Below are 21706 nucleotides of genomic sequence, written 5' to 3'. Positions count from 1 at the left end.
AAGTGGAAAATAGAGCAAATTATTTTTTTGTAGGACTTTTTGTTTTTGGAGTGTTTTTTGCAAGTCTTGGTTTCATACTTTGGCTTGGTGGATACTCTAAAGAAGAAAGTTTTAAGTATTATGAAATTCACACGCAAGAATCCGTTGCAGGACTTGGCATAAAAGCACCCGTAAGGCTTTTGGGCGTGGAAGTAGGTAGCGTAGAAGAAATCAGCATTTACAATCAAGATGAACTCGGCGTTAACATACGCATTAAGGTCAAAAACAATACCCCTATAAAAGAAGACACCTTTGCTACTTTGCAACTTCAAGGTATCACAGGACTTAAATTTGTCCAACTTCAAGGCGGAAGCAAAAATAGCAAAGATTTAGTATCTATACAGGGAAAACTTCCAGTCATTCCTTTTAAAGAAAGTTTTTTAGCAACCATAGACAGACAAAGTGAACATATTTTTTCTTTGGTTAAAACGGCCGATGATAAATCAAAAGAACTTTTAAGCGAAAAAAATCTTAAAAATCTAGAAATCTTTTTGCAAAATCTAGCAGAATTAAGTGCAAATTTAAATGCTAATTCTAAAAATTTAAGCCTTAATCTTTCAAACACAAGTTTAAAAATAGGAAAAATGGCTGATAATATAAGCCTTAGTGCGCAAAATTTCAACTCCAGTCTTAAAGACATAAAAGAAAGCACGATGATTTTAAAAAATTTCATAAAAAAAGCTGATGAAAAATTAAACACTTATGATGATATTAAAGCATCTTTGATGCAAAATTTAGAGCTTTTTAAACGAATTTTAATTGAAAGCAATATTCTAATAGAAAATTTACAAAACAGCCCTGCTGATTTGATTTTTAAAGAAACTAAACCTAAACTAGGACCAGGAGAAAAATAATGCTAAAGCAATTATTCTATATTTTGACTTTTATTTTTATATTATGCGGATGCTCTTTAAGACACGAAACCATCAACAAAAATGAAAATATCATATTAAAAGATGAAGGAATAGACTCAAATATTTTTTTTAAAAAAACCGGTAAAATTCTTAAAATTCGCAATGCAAATGCACCTTGGTATTTAAACTCGCGAGCTATTGTTTATATAGATAATGGTTTTAGCAACAAATACGCACATTATTTCTGGGGAGACTTACCAAGCAATCTTTATTCTTTTTTAATTTTATCAAAATTTGAACAAAGCAATATTTTTACAACCTTACTTTCTTCAACAAGCTCTTTAAATGCGGATTATGCCCTTGAAAGCAGGATTAACTCTTTTGAACAAATTCTTAACAACAATGAAAACTACGCTCAAATTTCTATAAGCGTAAATTTCATAAATCTTGAAAACAATCAAATAATAGCTCATAAAATTTTCAATACTAAAGAAAAAATAGAAAAAAAAGATATCCGCTCTACTTATAATGCTTTTCAAAAAGCCTTAAATAAAATTGGAAATGAGATTGTTTTTTGGGTAAATTCTAATTTATCCTAATTTAGGAACACTTTTTGCTTTTTAAATATTTAGCAATATTTTTGAAAGGTAAACAATGAAAAGTGATTTAGATATATTTAAAAAACACTTAGGCGAAATTCAAAGCGTGAATGAATTTAAAACAAATCAAATTTGCTCTCAAATCAATGATGCAAATGATTTTATAGGAGCACTTCAAGTACTTGATATGTCTTTAAAAAAAATAGAAAAAAGCATTCTAGAAAGAATAGATGAAAATTCAGATGATATGCAAAAAAGAACTCTTGATGCCACAGCATCACAACTTATACAAAACTGCTCTTTCATGGGAACAGCCCTTTTTGGAAATATTTTCAATGTTTATGTTGGTAAAAAACTTTTTGAATTTGAAATTGCTAATCCACTTTTAATTCTTCAAACAAGTAATTACGAAGGTGTATTAGCCTATATACAAGATAAAAGAGATGAAATAAAAATCATTCTATCAGAGTTAGCAACCGCAATCACCATGGGCGAAACTGTGGATAATGCTGGAATTTATAACTCTACAATGGATTTTAAAAATTTATTTAAATAAGAATAGTAATCATTTGTTCTCTTTAAGCAAATATAATATATTTTAGCTTAAAGAGATTTTCCAAACTCTAAAAGAGAGTTAGGCTACGAATAAAAAGGGGGAGGGAAATAGCCTAACCCAAACGAGATCTTAAAAGATCTCTTTAAACTAAAATAAATATTTAGATAATTTAACAATTTTTATTAAATTATCTAAACCATATTTATGTTTTAGTTTAATACGATGTGACATTTTATTCTAAAAACACTTAATCTGCTATAAAAATATCATTTAGTAACTTAAATTATTAAAGAATATTACTACAATATTATTTAAAAAATTTTAAATTTTTAGAATTTTAAGAAAAAAATATTATTTTTATAATTTAATATCATATCATAGAAAGAATTTCAGCACGCCCATTAATCACAGCAACACAATGTTCATAATGAGCCGCATTAAGCCCATCAATACTTCCAGCATCCCATTTTCCATTATAATGCTTTGGTGTTCCATCTTTTTGGCATATCATAGGCTCTATGCAAAACACCATTCCATTTTTAATTTTAGGGCCACTTTTTGCACTCGCACCTTTTTCTAAATAATTTAAAATTTCAGGCTCTCCATGGGGCTTTCGTCCTATACCATGTCCACAATATCCACGAAGCGGGACAAAACCTCTTGCATGGATAAATTCGCCTAAAGCAGCTGAAAGTTCCTTAAAACGCATTCCATCATGAATAATATCTATAGCATGATATAACGCGTCTTTAGCACAAGAGATTAAAGCTTTATCAGTGGGTGAAACTTCTCCTATAGCAATAGTTCTTGCTGCATCCCCATAATACCCATCAATCAAACTTCCCACATCAAGACCTAAAATATCACCCTCTTTGATAATTTTATCATCTGGAATTCCATGGATACAAACTTGATTTAAAGATGTGCAAATGGCACCTGGAAAACCATAAAGTCCCTTAAATGATGGCTTGGCGCCAAGGCTTAAAATATAATCTTCTGCCATTTTATCGATTTGTTTTAAGCTCATTCCTATTTTAATTTCATTCTCTAAAAAATTTAAAGTTTTTGCTACAATTTGATTTGCTATTCTTAACTTTTCTATTTCATCTGGTTTTTTCAATTCTATCATTTTATTTCCTTATAAATTTAGCCAAATTTTAGCAGTATTTTTTAAAGATTCAACATCGCTTGAAGCATAAAAATGCAATCTTGCTTTATGATTTTTCAAATCTATATTTTCTCTTTCTTTAAGAAATTCAACTATAGCATCTCCTGAATGAATTAATTTTGTTTTATCGCCAAAATACTTACTTAAAGAACGACCTAGTAAAGGGAAATGAGTACAAGCGAGTATCAAAGCATCTGGAGTTGTGATATTTTTAAAATAATACTCCATAGCACTTTGCAAAAAATCTCCTTCAAAAATACCTTCTTCAACCATAGGCACAAAAAGCCCTGTAGCTAAAGCATTTATATTTGTATATCCTTGAAATAATAAACGCTTTTGGTATTCTTCTGATTTAATGGTTGCTTTTGTTGCAATGACTAAAATTTCTTTATTTTTATCATGTAAAGCTTTTATCGTTGCTTCAACCCCTGCATCAATTACACCATATACTGGAAAATGTGCTTTTGCTTTTAAAGCATCTAAAGCATAAGCACTAGCAGTATTACATGCAATGATAAGCATATCAATTTGGAATTGTTCAAAAAATTCCAATGCTTCAAGACAGAACTTTATAATAGTATCTTTATCTTTCACCCCATAAGGAACTCTTGCGGTATCTCCATAATAGATAATTTCATCAAACAGTCTAGCTTCATAAAGAGATTTTAAAACACTAAGCCCCCCTACTCCGCTATCAAATACACCTATTTTCACTTTAATACCTTCTTGCTCCTATATAACGAGCCTTCCAATAAGAACTATTTAACTCGACTTCTTTTACTCCACCTTTAGTAGATAAATGTATAAATTTTCCCTTGCTCGTATAAATACCAACATGCATACCATTTGGCCCTCTACCTGTCTTAAAAAATACCAAATCTCCTGTTTGCAATTTTGATTTAGAAACTTTTCTCCCAGAACCTAATTGAGTTTTTGTAGTGCGAGGTATGCGTATATTAAGCTGAGCTAATGCACTCTGTGTAAATCCTGAACAATCAGCACCTTTTTTAGTAGTTCCACCTAAAACATAAGGAGTTTTTTTCCATTCATTTGCTATAGTTTTAAGTTTTGTTTCTTTATTTGTATTATAAATCGGACGAGTATAGTTTAAATTCTGATAAAAACTACATCCACTTATAAAGAATACAATCGTGATGATGAAAAAAATATGCCTCATCAGTCCCCTTAAGATCGAGTAGCAAAGAATTTAAGATAAATAAAACCCCAAATCCCAGAACAAAATGAAGCTATAAGAATAGCTAAATTATCTGCATAATTAAAAATATCACTGACTTCATACGCCAAGCCATCGATAAACAAACTCATTGTAAAACCAATACCTGTAAGTATACAAACCCCATAAAGTTGTTTCAAATTTGAACCTTGGGGCAAGGCTGCAAATTTAAAGCGGATTGCCAAATAAGAAAACAAAAATACACCCACTTGTTTACCCACAAAAAGCCCCAAGAAAATACCTATACTTACACCTGAAAAAATTGCTCCCATATCGATATTGGATAAATTTACCCCAGCGTTAGCAAAAGCAAATAAAGGCAAGATAACAAAAGTGAGCCAAAATTTTAGACTTTCATAAATTTCTTCTAAAAATGCTTCTCCATTTTTAGTTTGCATCGGTATAAAAAACGCTGTTATGATTCCAGCCAAAGTTGCATGCACACCACTTTTTAAAACACTAATCCAAAGAATAACTGAGCAAATAAAATAAAAAGACTTTCTTGTTATTCCTAAAATATTTAAAACAAGCATTACCAAAATAGCAATTCCTGCAACGACAAAAGCAACTATTGATAATTTTGTCGTATAAAAAATAGCTATAATTAAAATAGCACCCACATCATCAAAAATAGCCAAAGAAAGTAAGAAAATTTTTAAACTTGATGGAATATGCTTACCACACATCATTAAAATCGCTAAGGCAAACGCTGTATCTGTAGCTGTAGGTATAGCCCAACCTTTTAAGGTATAAGCATCTCCTATATTCACCAAAGCAAACAACATTGCTGGTATAAGTATACCCCCTAAAGCAGCCATAAAAGGTAAAACAATATTTTTAGGATTTTTAAAATCCCCATGCAAAAATTCCTTCTTAAGCTCAAGCCCTATAGCAAAGAAAAATATAGATATAAGCCCATCATTTATCCAAAGCAAAAAAGGTTTATTAAGCTCAAATTCACCTACACTAAATCCGACTTTTAAATTTAGAAATTCTCGATAATGTTCGCTAAAAGATCCATTTTGCACAAGCAAAGCAAGCAAAGTACAAACTATAAGTAAAACACCACCAAAAGCCTCATTTAAAACTAAAGTTTTTAATTTATGTACTATATTATTCATTTAACAATCTTAAGATAAATAAAACCAACAATGGCACTTAAAAAACTAGCTATTAAAATAGCAAGTTTATCCGCATGTTCAAAAATATCACTATTTTTATAGGCCAAACCATCAATAAATAAGCTCATCGTAAAACCAATGCCTGTTAAAATACATATACCATAAAATTTTCCATATTTAATATTTTCAGGTAGTTTTGCAAGCTTAAGTTTGATAGCAATAAAACAAAAAGTAAAAACACCTAGTTGCTTTCCTAAAAATAATCCTAGAATAATTCCAAGGCTTACAGGTGAAAATACTGAACCAAGATGCATATCTCTGATATCAATCCCAGCATTAGCAAAAGCAAATAAAGGCAAGATAAAATAAACCACCCAAGGATTTAAATCCTTAAGAACTTCATGCAAATAAGGTTTTTTATTTTTTGTATCAAGCGGTATAAATAAAGAAATAATCACACCAGCCAAAGTCGCATGTACTCCACTTTTAAGCATAGCTATCCACAATACAACACCTACTAACACATACAAAGAAAGATGGGTGATGTGATAATAATTTAACAAAAGCAGAGCAAATATACAAAACAAACAAATAATAATCGCCAAAGCTGAAAGCTGATCTGTATAAAATAAAGCAATAATAACAATAGCGCCCAAATCATCAAAAATAGCTAAAGAAAGTAAAAAAAGCTTTAAACTTGTAGGAATTTTATTTCCTAAAAGCATCAAAATGCCTACTGCAAAAGCTATATCAGTTGCTGTAGGTATTGCCCAACCTTTCATAGCAAAATCATGGGAATAATTAATAGTAGCAAAAATTAAAGCAGGAGTAATCATACCCCCAAAAGCTCCAAATATAGGTAAAGACACAGCTCTTATATTTTTAAGCTGTCCGCGTAAAATTTCATATTTTAACTCAAGCCCTATACATAGAAAAAATATAGCTATCAAACCATCATTTATCCATAAATCCAACGACTTTGAAATTTGAAAATGATCAAATCCTACTGTAAAATTAGCATGAAAAAAATCTGTATAAATAACACTTAAAGAAGAATTTTTACATAATAAGGCTAAAAATGTAAAAAATATAAGCAAAATACCAGGGAAAGTTTCACTTAAAACCATCTTCTTTATCATTTGCATCCTTGCTCCTAAATAAATATTATAAAAATTTAATACGATAAATAAAATGGCAAAATTATAACGAAAAAATACTAAAGAAATAATTATTTAAAAAAACAAGCTCAAGATACCAACAAGTTCTTAAGCTTGTTCTTAAGATATTTAAGCGTAAATATCCAAACCACTAGAGCTAGAAACTTGTGGAGCGGAGGCTTGAGAGACACCTTCCATACCTTCGATGAGTTCATTCATCAATGCCTCGTTTGTGTCCATAGATTTTTTCAAAACTGAAGTATTAACAGCAGTCATTAAATTAGCATTACCCATAGAAACATCTGAAACCATATCATCCTCCTTTTAGATTGAGTCTTAAGACTTTATTTAAATCGGATGATATTTTTAAAACTTAATATTTTTTACTAAACTTTTTAAAATTTTTCAAGGAAACCAATATCTGAAATTAAAAATCATAAATTTTTTAAGATAAAATCCTATTTTAAAAATTTTTACACTATGAAACAATAAGCAAAATATAAATGGTTGGTACTTTTAAAAGTGAATTAAATGGATAAAAATTTATTTCAATAAATTTAAGTTTTATCTTATTTTATACGATTTATAATATAATCAAAAATTACAACTTAAGAAAAAAATGAAAAAAATATCTTAAGTTTAGTAAACATTGTAAACTAAGAGGTTAATGAAATGATACTGGTAACACCTTGTGGCGTTATGGATACCACAAATTTTGGCAAAAGTGAAGTAAATAGGCAAACTATAGATTTTTCTTTAAAATCTCAAGAAAAAAAAGAGAAAGTAGAAGCTGAAGCTGAGAAAGAAGAAGTAAATAAAGACAATAGCGATTCTACAAACACAGATACCAACAAAAAAGATAAACTTTTGGATATATCTGCTTAGTCTAAAATATACTATAGCTATATCTCCTTAAAGAATACGCAATAAATGATTTTTTGATTTTTATTAAGCTTTTAAAACACTAAAAAATGAAAAATTAAAAATACAAAAACAATATCCCAAAGTGCATAGCTTAGAAGAAAGCCTTGCGATACTTAAAAACAACCCATATTAAATCACAAAAATAAGATATATTTAAAAATTTATTAAAATATATCTTAAATATAATTAATAAAAAATATTATCGATACAAAAGCTTATTTTTTAGTTCTATTTAAGATTTTTAATATTATACTAGCCATTATTTATTTTGATAATAAATATTATTTTTATCAAAAACCAAGGGTAATGATAATGAAAATTTTTAAAATTATATTTTTAATTGTAAGTATTTTTTTATCAAGCTCAGCTTTTGCTAGAGTAGATGATTATATTAATGAAGCAAATCTTATCAAAGATATGCTAAAACAAAGCATAGAAACTTACAAAAAGGGTGATAATCTAGGTGCTAAAAAGCTTAGCGAAGATGCGTATTTTCAACATTTTGAAAATATGGAAGGCCCTATAGGAAGAAACATAGGAAGAAAAGCCATCACCATGGAGCGTAAATTTGTAAATTTGCGTCGCATGTATAAAGATGAAGCTCCTTTAACACAAATTAATGCTTTAATTGATAGTCTTTATTATGATCTTGATGAAGTAGCCCCAATCTTACAAAATGGATATCGTTTAAAAGCAGAAGCAAGCGATACAAACTATGATAAGGCTAAAGCTGAAAAATCAAGCCTAGAAGCCAATGCCAAACGCGAAGCTGATGCAGAAGCTTTAATCGCACAAATGATGGGCGTGGATAAAAAAGATTTAGCACAAAGCTCTTTAACCACCCAAGTTCCTACACCTACAAACAACGATGCGAGCAAACTTACAGATGATAATGCAAGCGCTGATTTACAAGCTGCTGCTGCAATGGACGCAAGATTGCAATTTATACTAGATAATATCTCTACCAAATTTTCACAGGCAGCTAATGCTTTTAAAGAAAAAAACTACCAAGCTAGTAAAGATTTTTTAAATGATGCCTTATTTAGTGATTATCGCAATACCAAAGTAGAAATTTTAGTAAATAAATTTACCAAAGCAGGAAACGATCAAAAAATTCAACAAGCCATACGCACCCTTATACGCCAAATCAACGATGCAAAAATAGATGAAAAAGACTTAAGAAATGGCTTAGATAACATAGAAGAACAAATTTTTGATGTTTTCTTACAAATTCCAAATTCAGAACTTTCAAGTTTGCAAATTTCAGGCTTTAATGATGAAACAAAAGGCAAAGATTATGCCAAAGTTTCTAATGATATCAAACTTGCCTTAGATGGAATTTTGAAACATTATGATGGCTTTAGCGCTTCTATAGTAGATGATTTGCAAGGAATTTATCTAGATACTTTTGAAGCAAGCGGTATGGAAAATAAAATCGGTGCTGTAGATAGCGGCTTAAAACTTAAAATAGAAAGTTTATTTTCCAAAGGCGTAGCACTGATTAAAGCAAGTGCAGATAAAAAAGAGCTTGAAGCTACTTTTAATGACTTAGAACAACTCATAGCAAACAGTGTAGATAAAATTCAAGATTCCACCCCTTATTCGTTGTTTATATGGGCTTTAGGCATTATTTTGCGTGAAGGCTTGGAAGCTTTGATTATCGTTGTAGCCATTGTTTCTTATCTTGTGCAAAGTGGCAACAAAAATCGTCTAAATATCGCCTATAGTGCTCTTTTTACAGGAGTGATTTTAAGTTTTATTACCGCTTTTGGAGTTTCTTGGCTATTCAAAGAAAATGCAGGACAAAGTAGAGAGCTTATAGAGGGTATTACCATGCTTATAGCCGTATTACTACTCTTTTATGTGGGCTTTTGGCTACTTTCAAACGCACAAAATAAAAAATGGACAAGCTTTATCAAACAAGGTGCTATAGATGCTATATCAAACAATAGTGCAAAAACCCTTTGGATCACCGTATTTTTAGCTGTTTATAGAGAAGGTGCAGAAACTGTGCTTTTTTATCAAGCCTTGCTTTTTGATACTAAAACAAGCACTGATTTTAGTGCTGTTTTTGGTGGGCTTGGACTTGGAATTTTAATACTTATTGTTTTATATTTTCTTTTAAAAGCAGGAGCCATTCGCATACCTGTAAAACAATTTTTCTATATCACTTCTTACATTATTTTTTACATGGTTTTTGTTTTTACAGGCAAAGGCATAGCTGAACTCATAGAAGGAAAAGTCATCATTCCTAGTCTTATACCTATGAATTTTGAACCGATTTTATGGCTTGGAATTTATCCTTACTATGAAACCTTAATCCCTCAATTTATAGTTTTGATCATGCTAATTATTGGCATTTTAATAACAAAACAAATTTCAAAAAAAGGAGTAGAATCATGATAAAAAAAGTTTTATCAGTAGTTGCTGCAGCTGCGGTTATTAGTACAAATTTATTTGCAGGCGAAGTGCCGATCGGCGATCCAAAAGAACTTAATGGCATGGAAATAGCCGCTGTTTATTTACAACCTATTGAAATGGAGCCAAGAGGTATTGATTTAGCTGCATCTTTAGCAGATATTCACCTAGAAGCTGACATTCACGCACTTAAAAACAATCCAAATGGTTTTCCAGAAGGTTTTTGGATGCCTTATTTAACTATAGCTTATGAACTTAAAAATACCGACACAGGTGCAATTAAACGTGGAACTTTGATGCCTATGGTGGCTGATGATGGTCCTCACTATGGTGCAAATATTGCTATGGAAAAAGATAAAAAAGGTGGCTTTGGCGTAGGAAATTATGAACTTACTTTTTATATCTCAAATCCAGAAAAACAAGGTTTTGGACGCCATGTTGATGAAGAAACAGGCGTGGGCAAGTGGTTTGAGCCTTTTAAAGTAGATTATAAATTCAAATACACAGGCACGCCAAAATAATTTTACGCTCGGATTTTCCGAGTGTTTAAATATTTTTATTTTTATTTGAAAAAATTAAAATAACAATGTTTAAAGAGTAAATTATGAGTATATATTTTGTGCATTTTCTTATCAGTGTTTTGCCACTAAGTATTTTAATAGCCTTTATCACTCCTGATAAAAAATATATTTTTAAAAGTTTTTTAGTAGTTTTTTTGGGCTTTTTATTTGGATATTTTGCTTTTTTTATCGCGGCACAATTTTTAAAAACCGAAAATTTAATCTTTAATTTTGATTTTGTTTTTATAGGTTTATTGCTAGTAAGCTTTATATTTTATTTTTGGAAAAAAATTGAAATTTTAAATTTTATTTTATTAGGAATTTTAAGTTTTTGCACCGCTTTGCATTATTATTTTTTAAGTCAAGATTTCCCTATTTTTACTAGCTCTTTAATCGATAGCGAAGGTATAAGCTCTTTAGGTTTTATTGCTTTAGCCTTGCTTGTTTGTATTTTGATTTTCTTCTTTTTAAAATGGCAAAAAAATTTTAATCAAAAAACAAGCTTTATGCTGTTTTTACTGCTTATCCTTATAGAAAGCGATAAAGCTCTAGCCAATATCTTGCTTACTTTAATGCGAAATTCCATCATAGAAACTCATGCTTTTTTGGTGAGTTTTGTAGGAAAAAGTAATTATTTTGGTGTTTTTGGAATTTATGTTTATTTAATTTTCATCACTTTTTTAGCATTCTTAAGCTTAAAAATTCGCAAAAAAAATATAAGCAAAAAACAAATTTTAGATATAAATTATCGCAAAAATGAAGCTAAAACAAGTCTTATTAATCGCTATTTTTCCAGTGTTTTTATCTCCTGTGTTATAAGTTTTTGCATTGTTTTATACTTTTTTATGGTAAGCTCTAAGCCTTTAACCATAGATGAGCCTAAAGAAATTTTACCCGATAAGAATGGCAAATTTATCTTTGATATAGCTCTTTTAAGGGATAACAAACTCCACCGCTTTGCTTATATCAGTGCTGAAGGCAAAGTGATAAGGTTTTTTCTTATCAACAAAAGAGAAGATAAGGATTCTCCTGTAGCTGTTTTTGATGCTTGTATGATTTGTGGAGATATGGGCTATATCAAAAAAGATGGACAACTCATTTGCATTTCTTGCAATGTGCGTATTTTCTTGCCTAGTGTAGGCAAAAGCGGGGGTTGCAATCCTATCCCACTCAAATACGAATACGATGGTAAAAAAATCACCATAGATGTTAAAGATGTAATAGCAGGATCTAATTATTTTAGTCAAATCAAAGAAATCGAAGTGCAAGATCCTGTATCAAAAACAAAAATTATAAACACCCAAGCTCCTTTTTCTTATAGCTATAAAGGGATTACTTATTATTTTTCAAATCAAAACAACTATGAAGAATTTAAAAAAGATCCTGCAAAATATGTAGAAGAAAACGAAGCCCAATTTTTAATCCAAAGGAGAAACGATGTTGGCTAAAATGATTTTTAACTCTATATTTAAAAACAAAATTCAAAAATTTTTAGCCTTTCTTACTTGTTTTTTAGCCACGCTTTTACTCTCTACTATGCTAAATATTACCCTAAGTATAGGCGATGAAGTAACTAAACAACTCAAAAGCTATGGCTCTAATATCCTTGTTTTACCCAAAGGCTCAAGCCTTAGTATAGAAATAGGTAATGAACTTTATGAACCCTTAAAAAACAAAAACTACCTAGAAGAAAAAAATTTATATATGATTAAAGACATTTATTGGCGTAACAACATCACCGCACTTGCTCCTTTTTTAGAAGGTAAAATCGCAATTGAAAACTCCCAGCAAAAAGCACTTATTTATGGCACTTATTTTCAAAAAGCCATAAAAATTAAAGATGATGATGATTTTATCACAGGTATAAAAAGTCTTTATCCTTATTTAGCAGTCCAAGGGGAATGGGCAAAAGATGATAGCAATGAAATCATGCTAGGCGAAGACTTTGCTAAAAACAATAAACTAAAATTAGGAGATACTATCAAACTCATAGGAGAAAACAATCAAAGCAAAGAAGCAAAAATCGTAGGCATTTTACTTCATGCCAATCCTAAAATGTCAAATAAAATCATCGCTCCTTTAAATTTAGCTCAAGATTTACTCAACAAACAAGGGCTTTACTCAAGTGCAGAAGTAAGAGCTTTTACCATACCTGAATCAGCCCTTTCTGAAAAAGTGCGTCGCATGGGCGAAGAAAAATTAGATCAGTTAGAATATGACAAATGGTATTGCTCAGCTTATGTAGGCTCAATCGCTAGTCAAATTAGTGATGGCTTACCAGGTGCTGATGCAAAAGCTCTAAATGCTATAAGCGATGCTCAAAGCTTGGTGGTTAAAAAGATCCAATCCTTAATGGGCATTACTTGTATTATTTGTCTTATTGTTGCAAGTATTGCGATTTCAAGTCTGATGAGTTCTGAAATTCATCGTAGAAAAAAAGAAATAGGACTTTTAAAAGTACTTGGTGCTAATACTTTTCAAATTTATCTCATCTTTGCTAGTGAAAATTTAATCGTAGCTTTATTTGCTGCTTTATTTGGCTTTATTTTTGGCACAGCACTTTCTCAAATCATCAGCCTTAGCATTTTTGGATATTTTATTGATATAGCCTTTGTAGCTTTACCTTTAAGCTTTATTTTTGCAGGACTTATTGCCTTGCTAGGTTGCTTGCTTCCTATCAAAAATATCACACAACTTTCAGCTGCAGGAGTGCTTTATGGTAGATAAGTTTTTCCTTAATGAGCTTTTTAAAAGCATTAGCTTTTCTTATCAAAGACTTTTTATAATAGTTTTAAGTGTTTTTATAGGAGCACTTACTTGCTCAGCTTTTTTAAATATTTATTTTGATATTGACACCAAACTTTCTAAAGAATTAAAAGCCTATGGAGCAAATGTAATGATAAGCCCGAAGCAGGATGAAAATTTTATCTCCAATGCTGAGTATGAAAAAATAAAAGAAAATTTAAAGGCTAGAGCTTTAACTCCTTTTTTGTATGATTTTTTAAATTTAGGTAGTACAAGCGGAGTGGTTTTAGGCACTGATTTTAGGGCTTTAAAAATCACTAAACCTTTTTTAGAAGTTAAAGAAGGAAGCTTTTCTCTAAATGATTTTGATGAAAATTCAGCCTTTTTAGGGGTTAATTTAGCCAAGCAACTAGGCCTAAAAACAGGCAATGAACTTCAAATTTACAATCCAAACAACGGAAAAAGCATAAAACTTACCATAAAAGGCATACTTTCAAGCAATGATGAATTTGATAGCATTGTTTTAGCCCCTTTAAGCGTGGTGCAAAATTTAAGCGATAGAGCCGGTATTAACTATGCTAATGCTGTAGTTTATGGAAATTTTGATGAAGTTAAAGCCAAAACACAAGCAATCAACAATGAATTCATCGATGCAAAACCTATATCTTCAGTATCCTTAAGCGAAGGTTTAGTACTTGGAAAAATCAAAGCTTTAATGTTTTTAATCATACTTGTAGTATTGATCATAGTCACCACTAGCGTTAATACGACCTTAAGTTCTATTATATTTTCTCGCAAAAAAGAAATCGCACTGCGTTTAGCCTTGGGTGCAAAAAAAAGTGAAATTTTTAAACTTTTTGCTAGTGAATGCTTTATAGTAAGTTTTTTTGCTAGTTTAATCGGAGCTTTTTGTGGGATATTTTTAGCCAATGTCTTTGGTTATTTGATTTTTAATTCTAGTATTGATTTTAGATTTATAGCTGTTTTTATAGCCTTAATCATTTCTTTGATTTTTGCCTTTTTGGCTGCATTTTTTCCTATAAAAAGAGCATTAAAAATCAATGTGTGTGAAAATTTGAAAGGTGAATGATGAAAAAAGAACTTATTAAAATAAACAACTTAAATAAAGAATTTGGCAAAGTTAAAGCCTTAAACAATATCAACTTAAGCGTCTATGAAGGAGAATGGCTTGCCATCATGGGTCCATCAGGAAGTGGAAAATCAACGCTTTTAAACATACTATCACTCATGGATACTCCAAGCTCTGGGGAGTATATCTTAGACAATGAAAACCTAGAGCAAATGGATGAAGAGCAAAAAATCACCTTGCGTCGTGAAAAAATAGGACTTGTCTTTCAACAATTTCATCTTATCCCCTATCTTAACGCCTTAGAAAATGTTATGCTCTCTCAGTATTATCACTCAAGCGTAGATGAAGAAGATGCTAAAATGGTTCTTGAAAAAGTAGGACTTTCACATAGACTCACTCATTTACCTAGCCAATTAAGTGGCGGGGAACAACAAAGAGTTTGTATAGCAAGAGCTTTGATCAACAACCCAGAGCTTTTACTCGCAGATGAACCCACAGGGAATTTAGATGAAGCCAATGAACAAATCGTTCTTCAAACCTTGCAAAAATTAAAAAATGAAGGTAAAACCATAGTTTTAATCACACACAATCCTGATTTAGCCAAATTCGCAGATCGAACCCTTATCTTACAACATGGGGTGTTAAAATGAAAAAAAGCCTTTTAATCTTAAGCATTTTGTTTTTGCTCAATGCTTGTTCTTTTGAAAATTCAAAAGATACTGGAAAAGTTGGAGAAAAAAGCGCTGAAATTTCAGCTAAAGATACTTTAGGAAAAGCTGTAAAACTTGCTGATGATAATACAAGTTTAAAAGTCTTAGTCTTTTTTCAAAATGGCTGCCCTTCTTGTTTAAAAGAACTCCCTTCTTTGGATGAATTCATACAAAATCACCCCAATAAAATCAGTGTTTATGCTATAAATTCCATCGATAATGCCAATGTGGTTAAAGTTTTAGCCGAACAATTTGACTTTAAAAATGTAAAAGTTTTAAAAGACGATCTTAAAATCACCAATGATCGTTATGCTGTGTTTGCAACCCCTACTACCATCATCATTAAAGATGGGATGATAAAAGATAGAATTTTAGGAGAAAAACCATGGGAATTTTTCGAATCCAAGCTTATTTCTTTGCTTTAATCATAGCTTTATTTTTTGTAGCTTGTGATAGTGGAGAAAATTTTAAAGCTTTAAATAGTGATAAAACCTATAATTTTGCCTACAATGGTTTTGAAAAAAGCCTAAAAATAAATGATAAAGCACAAAATTTTGCCTTAATATTTTTCACAAAAGATTGTGGAGTTTGTAAAGAACAAATTCCTATTTTACAGAATTTGGCTAAAAATTATGATTTTAATATCTTTGTGGTTTTAGGCGATGCAAATGATGCAAATGATGCAAAAGCTTGGGCTGATGAAAAAGGTTTATCTAATTTAGCAATGTTTTATGAAAAAAGAGCAGCTAAATACCTTTCAAGTGCCATTGGGGAAATATATGGAGTACCTGTGCTTAGTTTTTTCAAAGAAGGAAAAATGGATGAAAAATTCATAGGCTTAACTCCTTATAGCATACTTGAAAAAGAAATCAAAAAAGTAAAAAGCTAAAAATTTACTTTAAAGCTTTTTATCTCCTATAAAATATCCATAAAGCTCATAGCTTCCATCTTTTTTCATCAAAATTACAGGATATTTTTCACTATAACCTTGTTCCATTCCTGGGCTTCCTTGCGGCATGCCAGGAGCTGAAATTCCTATAACATCTTTAGGTTTGTTTTCAAGCAACCATGCTATGGCACTTTCAGGAACATGCCCTTCAATAGCATAGCCTTCGATCACACCCGTATGGCAACTTTGATACTCATCTTTTATACCCATTTTTTCTTTGATTTTAAGAAAATCATTGGTTTTATGAATACTAACCTCATAACCCTTAGCTTTCATATAATCAACCCAAAGATCACAACAGCCACAAGTAGGACTTTCATAAACTTGTATTTCCTTAGCCTGCGTAAGAGTGAGTAAAAAAAGAATGGTTAAAATTGTTTTTTTCATAATTGCTATCCTAAGTAAAAAATATGTAATAATACTTTTATAAAGTTAATACCATCACATTTTTAACACTAAAAATGAATTTACAAAAATTTAATCAAGAAAAAGATTTTTAATGGGTGCTGATTTTGTCTTTACGGCAAAGATATAAAAGATAAAACGATTTTAAAAAAAACTAGAATTTTTTAACTTAAAAAGCTTAAAATTTAGATATACTTTATACTTACTATGTTTTTTCATAGTATGTTCTAATAGTGGATTTCCACCAAGAGTGAAAACTCAAGGCGGATTTTTATTTGCAATATTTACTTAATAGAATAATTATGATCGCTTGTTCCTCCACATAAATATCCCTTCTTATCAAAACTTGCAATTTCGCAAGAAAGAGTAGAGAGCTTAGCTCTTTTACCATCACTAGTTAATATAAGAACTTGTTTATAATAAACATAATTGCTTTTATCTGAATATATTTTTTGTATTATAGCTTGAGTTGAATTATAAGTTCTTGGATCAACTTTTGCAACAATATCTGCTTCATAAAAAGTTGCCTTTTTAAAAAGTGGCTGATCTATAATTGGTTTGATGCTCTCTTGGAAATATTTGTTTTGCATTTCGCTTGCTGAAACTGGAACTAAATCTTTTTTATTGATAACTATCAAATCTGCAAATGCTGACACATTTAAAGCAACTAAAGCTGCTAAAGCTAAACCTAATTTTTTCATTTTATCTCCTTGAATTGAATTTTGTATATTTTAATTATTTTTCAAATCTTTTGCAAGATAATTTTTAAATTTATCTAAATTAAATTTGCATTTTATCTAACAATCATAAGAAATTTTAAAATGAAATAAAAATTTATGAGAAATCAACTCTTGTTTGAAAATAATAAAAGTAAGTGGTGCGGATGAAAGGACTTGAACCTTCACGCATTGCTGCACCAGATCCTAAGCCTAATGCGTTTTGTTATCATTTTTTATCAAAGTATTGAAAAATAGGCGTTTTATTGTTTAAGTTTATCTTAAAAATAGCATTATTTTATACCATTTTGAGAAAAAAACCGCTACCAAAACCGCTACCACTAAAATTCATTTGAGATACTATTTTTAGTATATTTTTAATTTTATATTATGTAAAAAATAATAAAATTTTCTGCGTAAATTAAAAGCAAAAAAGGAATATCTTGAAAAATCTAGTAAAAATAAAAGAATACAAGGGTATATATTTTATAGACAAAGATAAGAAATTGGAGGATATAAAAGAAATTAGCTTAGTAGAATTACAAAGAAGATTAACTATACCATACGAATTGGCTATAAGATATTATGAAGGAAAAAAATCAAATTATGAGATATTTCCTATTTTAAATAACACCCAGACCCTTAAAAAGAATTGTGAGTTAATTGCCTTACAAAGAATTAATGGAAAATTTGCAAAGAAATTTAAAATTAAAGAACCTAAACTAAATGAAGTGTTTGAAGAATGGATTAGTATGCGAAAAAATACTATTTCTAAAAAACATTATGAGGTAACCATATTTTCATATAATGCACATATAAAAGATATTATAGGAAACATCAAAATAAAACAAGTCAAATTAAAAGATATGCAAAATATTGTCAATAAAATGATTGATCAAGGTAAATCTCCAAGAACAACAAAAACGATAAAAGATATACTTTCTCCAGTATTTGAATTTGCTATTAAAAATGATTATATAGAAAAAAATATAGCAAGAGAAATAGAGATACAAAAATTTGATAACAAAAGATATTTTACTATTGATGATGAGGATAGAAATGCTCTTTATAAAGCTATTATAAATTATGAAAATTTAATGATAAGAGCTATGTTTATATTTCTTTTACATGGAAGAAGAAAAAGTGAAGTTCTTACATTAAAATGGGACAATATTGACTTTGCTAATAAAATTTATTTTTTACCTTCAAGCCAAAATAAATCAAGGAAAAACTTACAATTTCCGTTAAGTTCTTTACAAATAGAAGCTTTAAAAAGCATTGGAGTAAAAAATAAAGGATATATTTTTATTAAAGAAGATGGAAACCCCTATAAAGATATAAGATGGCATTGGGATAAAATAAATCAAAAATTAAAAACTCCTATTAGATTGCATGACTTAAGACATTTAATAGGATATATAGGTATTAATATGGGTATATCTTTAGAAGCTATTGGAGAAACATTAGGACATTCAAGCATAGGAGTTACAAAAAGATATGCAAATATTAAAAATGAAACTATTAATAGTACTCTAAATGCTATTTTTAGTAATTTTAAAACTGAAAAACACTAATTTACAATGGTTTTTTAGGTTTTTCGGTTTTTTAGTTAAGTGTGATTAAAATTTTAAACTATTTTTAGAGCTATTAAGTTTTAAATATTCATCAAGATCATCTTTTTTAAAAACAAGTTTTTTGCCAATTTTACAAAAAGGAACTTTTCCTAAATTACAATCCTTGTAAAGTTTTGAAGTGCTTATTTTTAAATAGTTTGAAGCCTGTTGTACATTTAAATTTTCATCAGTTTTATTCTTGATTAATTCATTTTCTTTTAAAATCTTTTTAAAGATATCTTCAAGATCACTAGCTTTGCAAATTACTATATTATCCATTATTTTTCCTCATTTTTTAAGTAATAAAAAATCGAATTGTTATCAAAACGATTTTTTAGCATGCACCATTTTCCTTTTTTTGCATATTCTTGCAAAAGTTTTCTTGCCTTTTCACGACCGACATATCTTTTGCAATTTCTTAAGACTAGGTTGATTAATTCATTTTGCTTAAAACGACCCATCTTTAAAATCTCTAAAACAGTTTTTATAAACTCGATCTCATAAGAACTCATCTCAACGCTATCAAATTCCATTTTTTCTAAATTGCTAAAATTTAAAACTTTGAATGCTATTTTTTCAAGCAAAAATCTTCCAATTTTTTCTGGTTTTAATAAAATAGAATTCATTTCTTCATTATACTCACACTTATAGCTAAAATCGGCGTAGTCGACGATTTGGTGGCTATCAGAAAAAACTCCGCTCTTATTTAAATGATGAATAAAAAGCACAGTCCCACCTCTTTTTCGAATTATTTTCTCTTTTGAAAATAAATAATTGGGATCTATAAATCTTCCTATTTTTTTGGTAACGCAATTTAGAGAATCAACAATCATAAATACATTGAACTTACTTTGAATTTTTATTATTTCATCACATATATTTTCAAAAAGCATAAATTTTTTATCATAACACGTTAAGTCAATTAAAAAAAAACGATTTACAAAATTTTCAAGAAGATTTGCAAAACCATATTTTTTTAAACTCGAAATTCCCATGTCTGCATTTATGTAAAACACTCTAATTTCATTATCTTTCTTTAAAATTTCCTTGCAAAAATACAAACAAACACTCGTCTTTCCGCTAGCACTACTACCGTAAAGCAAGCCCAAAGATTCTTTTGGAATCAAATTTTTTAAGAGCCATGATTCCTGACAAGAATGAAAATTTTCTAATTTGAGTGAAAATTTTTTTATATTTTCCATGATTTAATCCTTTTTTAGAATTATAAATTCTTTTTTTTAAAATAATATAAATTTTTATTTTTTTTTTAAGAAAAATGTCTTAATATTTTAATAATTTTATACAGGATAATTCTATTATGATAAAAGAAAATATTAAGTTTTTAAGAAAACAACATAAATTGACACAACAAGAGTTGGGAGAAATTTTAAACGTAGGACAAAAAACAGTAAGTATGTGGGAAAAAGGGTATAACAACATTACACTTCCTATAATACTAAAAATATGTGAGCATTTTCAAATTAGTCCAAATGAGCTACTAGCAAATAATTTAGCGGATGTGGAATTTCATAGAAATCTTAGAAATTACAATAGACTTACACATGAATTACAGATAAAAAATGGCTTAAATGATTTTTTAAAATCAAACATTGTAAATATGCAGCTTCAAAAAATATCTAAACATATTCGTTCTCTCAAAGGCGTAGGATTTATAGAGAAATTAAGCGAAAGCTGGAATGGAAACGGAGAGAAAATGCTTTTAATTCTTCTCTTGTTTATCAAGCACTTAAACAAGATAGAATTAAGTCACACAACAATGAGTAAAAAAGATTTTATAAGCATGTTAAAGAAGTTTAAAATTTCTCTAAAAAATATCAAATTATACTCTTTAGTTTTAAGTGAAAAAGACAAAAGAAATATTATAGAATGGGCAGAAAAAAACTTAGATGAGATCGATGTAAATGCTTTATTTGTTGATTTAAGAAAAGATGTTGAAAAAATAATTATAAATGAGCTTAATTCGTTTAATTATTTAATTTTTAAGGATTAAAACAGATAATATTTACTGGTTGCTATTTACCAACTAAAATTTTGCAACAGAATATAAAATCATTCTGCATAAAGATTTGTTGGTTTTTAAAATAACTATTTTTGTTATTCTTTGAATTTTTTATATTATATTTTGGCTGTTTTATTTATGTAATTTTACATAAATAAAAAGTTTTTCCAATTTTACAACAAAATCCTTTATGCTATGAGTAAAAAATAAGTCTAGCTTTTTAGCTAGGCTTAGTGATCTCGTATAGCACCGAATATATGTTTGTATTTACAATGTCCGCTTCTTATATATTCTGCGATTTTACTTTTTCTTCTATGCTTTTTCTCATCATAGGGAACTATTTTTATATTTTTAGCAAGGAATAATACAAAAGCAATTACAAGACTAGATACAGATAAAAGCCCTAAAATACCTATAAAGCTAGTGATAATTTTTAAATATACCAAAAGCAAAACAATAGCTGCAACTCCGCAAGAAAGCCAAAGAGTAAGTATGAGTTTTTCGGTTGTAGTCATTTTTGATTTTTTAAGTTTTACTTCTACTTTATCCATTGTTATTTCTTTCATATTAACTTATTTATATAACATAATTATATTATATTTTAATAAATTTTTGTAAGTATTTTTGCTATTAAATGCTTATTTTATAGGGTTTGGAACGGATTTCTTTTTTTGTCTGACTACAACTTAACTTTAAGTTGATTGCAAGTTAATATGCAATTTTAATCTCTATTGCAGTCCTTCTCAAATGGATTACACGAGCAATCAAAACATAATTATTATGATCCAAGAGGTGTTATGACTGATCACAATAAAGCCATAGACGATT

The 21706-nt window shown here is 29.2% G+C and carries 25 protein-coding genes and 1 tRNA gene; 14 read left to right on the top strand and 12 right to left on the bottom strand.

Going from position 1 to position 21706, the window contains the following annotated elements; genetic code table 11:
- Positions 1 to 2: 2 nt before the first annotated feature.
- The 3 genes from AJ884_RS09080 to AJ884_RS09070 are packed head-to-tail and all read left to right on the top strand — an operon-like array spanning position 3 to position 2048.
- A complete protein-coding gene (locus AJ884_RS09080) occupies positions 3 to 893 on the top strand; it encodes an MlaD family protein (protein ID WP_002862284.1) in 891 nt (296 codons plus the stop codon).
- Positions 893 to 1492 (top strand): ABC-type transport auxiliary lipoprotein family protein, encoded by a 600-nt coding sequence (locus tag AJ884_RS09075; protein WP_002862285.1) that lies wholly within the window; start codon positions 893 to 895, stop codon positions 1490 to 1492. Before AJ884_RS09080 ends, AJ884_RS09075 begins: the two co-directional genes overlap by 1 nt.
- A gap of 55 nt (positions 1493 to 1547) precedes the next feature.
- The gene (locus AJ884_RS09070; RefSeq protein ID WP_070286645.1) at positions 1548 to 2048 is read left to right on the top strand and encodes a flagellar FLiS export co-chaperone; all 501 of its coding nucleotides are present in this window, start codon (positions 1548 to 1550) and stop codon (positions 2046 to 2048) included.
- 370 nt (positions 2049 to 2418) lie between these two features.
- On the opposite strand, the gene map is transcribed toward AJ884_RS09070, so the two are convergent.
- The 6 genes from map to AJ884_RS09040 all read right to left on the bottom strand — a co-directional run bounded on the left by map (position 2419) and on the right by AJ884_RS09040 (position 7040).
- Positions 2419 to 3177 carry a type I methionyl aminopeptidase gene (gene map, locus AJ884_RS09065; protein ID WP_002856112.1) on the bottom strand — a complete coding sequence of 253 codons (759 nt, stop codon included), beginning with the start codon at positions 3175 to 3177 and terminating at the stop codon, positions 2419 to 2421.
- A gap of 9 nt (positions 3178 to 3186) precedes the next feature.
- Positions 3187 to 3930 (bottom strand): glutamate racemase, encoded by a 744-nt coding sequence (murI, locus tag AJ884_RS09060; RefSeq protein WP_002862287.1) that lies wholly within the window; start codon positions 3928 to 3930, stop codon positions 3187 to 3189.
- Between the two features lies 1 nt (position 3931).
- Positions 3932 to 4393 carry a C40 family peptidase gene (locus tag AJ884_RS09055; RefSeq protein ID WP_002862288.1) on the bottom strand — a complete coding sequence of 154 codons (462 nt, stop codon included), beginning with the start codon at positions 4391 to 4393 and terminating at the stop codon, positions 3932 to 3934.
- 8 nt (positions 4394 to 4401) lie between these two features.
- Complete coding sequence (gene nhaA, locus AJ884_RS09050; RefSeq protein ID WP_070277993.1) at positions 4402 to 5571, bottom strand: Na+/H+ antiporter NhaA; 1170 nt, start codon at positions 5569 to 5571, stop codon at positions 4402 to 4404.
- Positions 5568 to 6716 (bottom strand): Na+/H+ antiporter NhaA, encoded by a 1149-nt coding sequence (nhaA, locus tag AJ884_RS09045; protein WP_032603391.1) that lies wholly within the window; start codon positions 6714 to 6716, stop codon positions 5568 to 5570. Before nhaA (AJ884_RS09045) ends, nhaA (AJ884_RS09050) begins: the two co-directional genes overlap by 4 nt.
- Before the next feature lie 141 nt (positions 6717 to 6857).
- Positions 6858 to 7040: a YjfB family protein gene (locus AJ884_RS09040; protein ID WP_002856010.1), complete on the bottom strand. Its 183-nt coding sequence runs from the start codon at positions 7038 to 7040 to the stop codon at positions 6858 to 6860.
- Between the two features lie 360 nt (positions 7041 to 7400).
- Between AJ884_RS09040 and AJ884_RS09035 the strand changes: the two genes are divergently transcribed.
- The 9 genes from AJ884_RS09035 to AJ884_RS08995 all read left to right on the top strand — a co-directional run bounded on the left by AJ884_RS09035 (position 7401) and on the right by AJ884_RS08995 (position 16064).
- The gene (locus AJ884_RS09035; RefSeq protein WP_002862290.1) at positions 7401 to 7613 is read left to right on the top strand and encodes a hypothetical protein; all 213 of its coding nucleotides are present in this window, start codon (positions 7401 to 7403) and stop codon (positions 7611 to 7613) included.
- Positions 7614 to 7964: 351 nt separating this feature from the next.
- Positions 7965 to 10055 (top strand): FTR1 family protein, encoded by a 2091-nt coding sequence (locus AJ884_RS09030; protein ID WP_070286644.1) that lies wholly within the window; start codon positions 7965 to 7967, stop codon positions 10053 to 10055.
- On the top strand, positions 10052 to 10591 hold the full coding sequence (locus AJ884_RS09025) for an iron transporter (RefSeq protein ID WP_002778842.1): 540 nt from the start codon (positions 10052 to 10054) through the stop codon (positions 10589 to 10591). The genes AJ884_RS09030 and AJ884_RS09025 overlap by 4 nt, the downstream gene beginning before the upstream one ends.
- An 83-nt stretch (positions 10592 to 10674) precedes the next feature.
- Positions 10675 to 12078, top strand: a complete 1404-nt coding sequence (locus AJ884_RS09020) for a Fe-S-containing protein (protein ID WP_070277996.1) — start codon at positions 10675 to 10677, stop codon at positions 12076 to 12078.
- Positions 12068 to 13357 (top strand): ABC transporter permease, encoded by a 1290-nt coding sequence (locus tag AJ884_RS09015; protein ID WP_044779903.1) that lies wholly within the window; start codon positions 12068 to 12070, stop codon positions 13355 to 13357. The genes AJ884_RS09020 and AJ884_RS09015 overlap by 11 nt, the downstream gene beginning before the upstream one ends.
- Entirely contained in the window at positions 13347 to 14465 is a 1119-nt protein-coding gene (locus AJ884_RS09010) for an ABC transporter permease (protein ID WP_002862294.1), read from the top strand. The genes AJ884_RS09015 and AJ884_RS09010 overlap by 11 nt, the downstream gene beginning before the upstream one ends.
- Complete coding sequence (locus tag AJ884_RS09005; protein ID WP_002860103.1) at positions 14462 to 15115, top strand: ABC transporter ATP-binding protein; 654 nt, start codon at positions 14462 to 14464, stop codon at positions 15113 to 15115. Before AJ884_RS09010 ends, AJ884_RS09005 begins: the two co-directional genes overlap by 4 nt.
- The gene (locus tag AJ884_RS09000) at positions 15112 to 15600 is read left to right on the top strand and encodes a TlpA family protein disulfide reductase (RefSeq protein WP_002851267.1); all 489 of its coding nucleotides are present in this window, start codon (positions 15112 to 15114) and stop codon (positions 15598 to 15600) included. The genes AJ884_RS09005 and AJ884_RS09000 overlap by 4 nt, the downstream gene beginning before the upstream one ends.
- Positions 15561 to 16064: a TlpA family protein disulfide reductase gene (locus AJ884_RS08995; RefSeq protein WP_070233505.1), complete on the top strand. Its 504-nt coding sequence runs from the start codon at positions 15561 to 15563 to the stop codon at positions 16062 to 16064. Before AJ884_RS09000 ends, AJ884_RS08995 begins: the two co-directional genes overlap by 40 nt.
- Before the next feature lie 9 nt (positions 16065 to 16073).
- On the opposite strand, the gene AJ884_RS08990 is transcribed toward AJ884_RS08995, so the two are convergent.
- From AJ884_RS08990 to AJ884_RS10000, 3 genes are all read right to left on the bottom strand, one after another.
- Positions 16074 to 16511, bottom strand: coding sequence for a DUF411 domain-containing protein (locus AJ884_RS08990; protein ID WP_044779906.1), 438 nt, complete (start codon positions 16509 to 16511; stop codon positions 16074 to 16076).
- 302 nt (positions 16512 to 16813) lie between these two features.
- Entirely contained in the window at positions 16814 to 17230 is a 417-nt protein-coding gene (locus AJ884_RS08980; protein WP_070209896.1) for a hypothetical protein, read from the bottom strand.
- Positions 17231 to 17404: 174 nt separating this feature from the next.
- A tRNA-Leu gene (locus tag AJ884_RS10000) sits at positions 17405 to 17581 on the bottom strand.
- A 107-nt stretch (positions 17582 to 17688) separates the two neighbouring features.
- On the opposite strand from AJ884_RS10000, the gene AJ884_RS08975 reads away from it, so the two are divergent.
- On the top strand, positions 17689 to 18819 hold the full coding sequence (locus AJ884_RS08975; protein ID WP_002807533.1) for a tyrosine-type recombinase/integrase: 1131 nt from the start codon (positions 17689 to 17691) through the stop codon (positions 18817 to 18819).
- A 45-nt stretch (positions 18820 to 18864) separates the two neighbouring features.
- Here AJ884_RS08975 and AJ884_RS08970 read toward each other — a convergent pair whose 3' ends face one another.
- Both AJ884_RS08970 and AJ884_RS08965 read right to left on the bottom strand, forming a co-directional pair.
- A complete protein-coding gene (locus tag AJ884_RS08970) occupies positions 18865 to 19137 on the bottom strand; it encodes a helix-turn-helix domain-containing protein (protein ID WP_002807532.1) in 273 nt (90 codons plus the stop codon).
- The gene (locus AJ884_RS08965; protein WP_002822189.1) at positions 19137 to 20060 is read right to left on the bottom strand and encodes an AAA family ATPase; all 924 of its coding nucleotides are present in this window, start codon (positions 20058 to 20060) and stop codon (positions 19137 to 19139) included. Before AJ884_RS08965 ends, AJ884_RS08970 begins: the two co-directional genes overlap by 1 nt.
- Before the next feature lie 116 nt (positions 20061 to 20176).
- Between AJ884_RS08965 and AJ884_RS08960 the strand changes: the two genes are divergently transcribed.
- Positions 20177 to 20869 carry a helix-turn-helix domain-containing protein gene (locus AJ884_RS08960; protein ID WP_002807530.1) on the top strand — a complete coding sequence of 231 codons (693 nt, stop codon included), beginning with the start codon at positions 20177 to 20179 and terminating at the stop codon, positions 20867 to 20869.
- 239 nt (positions 20870 to 21108) lie between these two features.
- Here AJ884_RS08960 and AJ884_RS08955 read toward each other — a convergent pair whose 3' ends face one another.
- The gene (locus AJ884_RS08955) at positions 21109 to 21429 is read right to left on the bottom strand and encodes a hypothetical protein (protein WP_032704054.1); all 321 of its coding nucleotides are present in this window, start codon (positions 21427 to 21429) and stop codon (positions 21109 to 21111) included.
- Between the last annotated feature and the right edge of the window lie 277 nt (positions 21430 to 21706).

The sequence above is a fragment of the Campylobacter sp. BCW_6463 genome, from assembly GCF_001762785.1.
In the GTDB taxonomy this organism is placed as follows: Bacteria; Campylobacterota; Campylobacteria; order Campylobacterales; family Campylobacteraceae; genus Campylobacter_D; species Campylobacter_D jejuni.
This window is presented reverse-complemented; position numbering and strand designations above follow the sequence as displayed.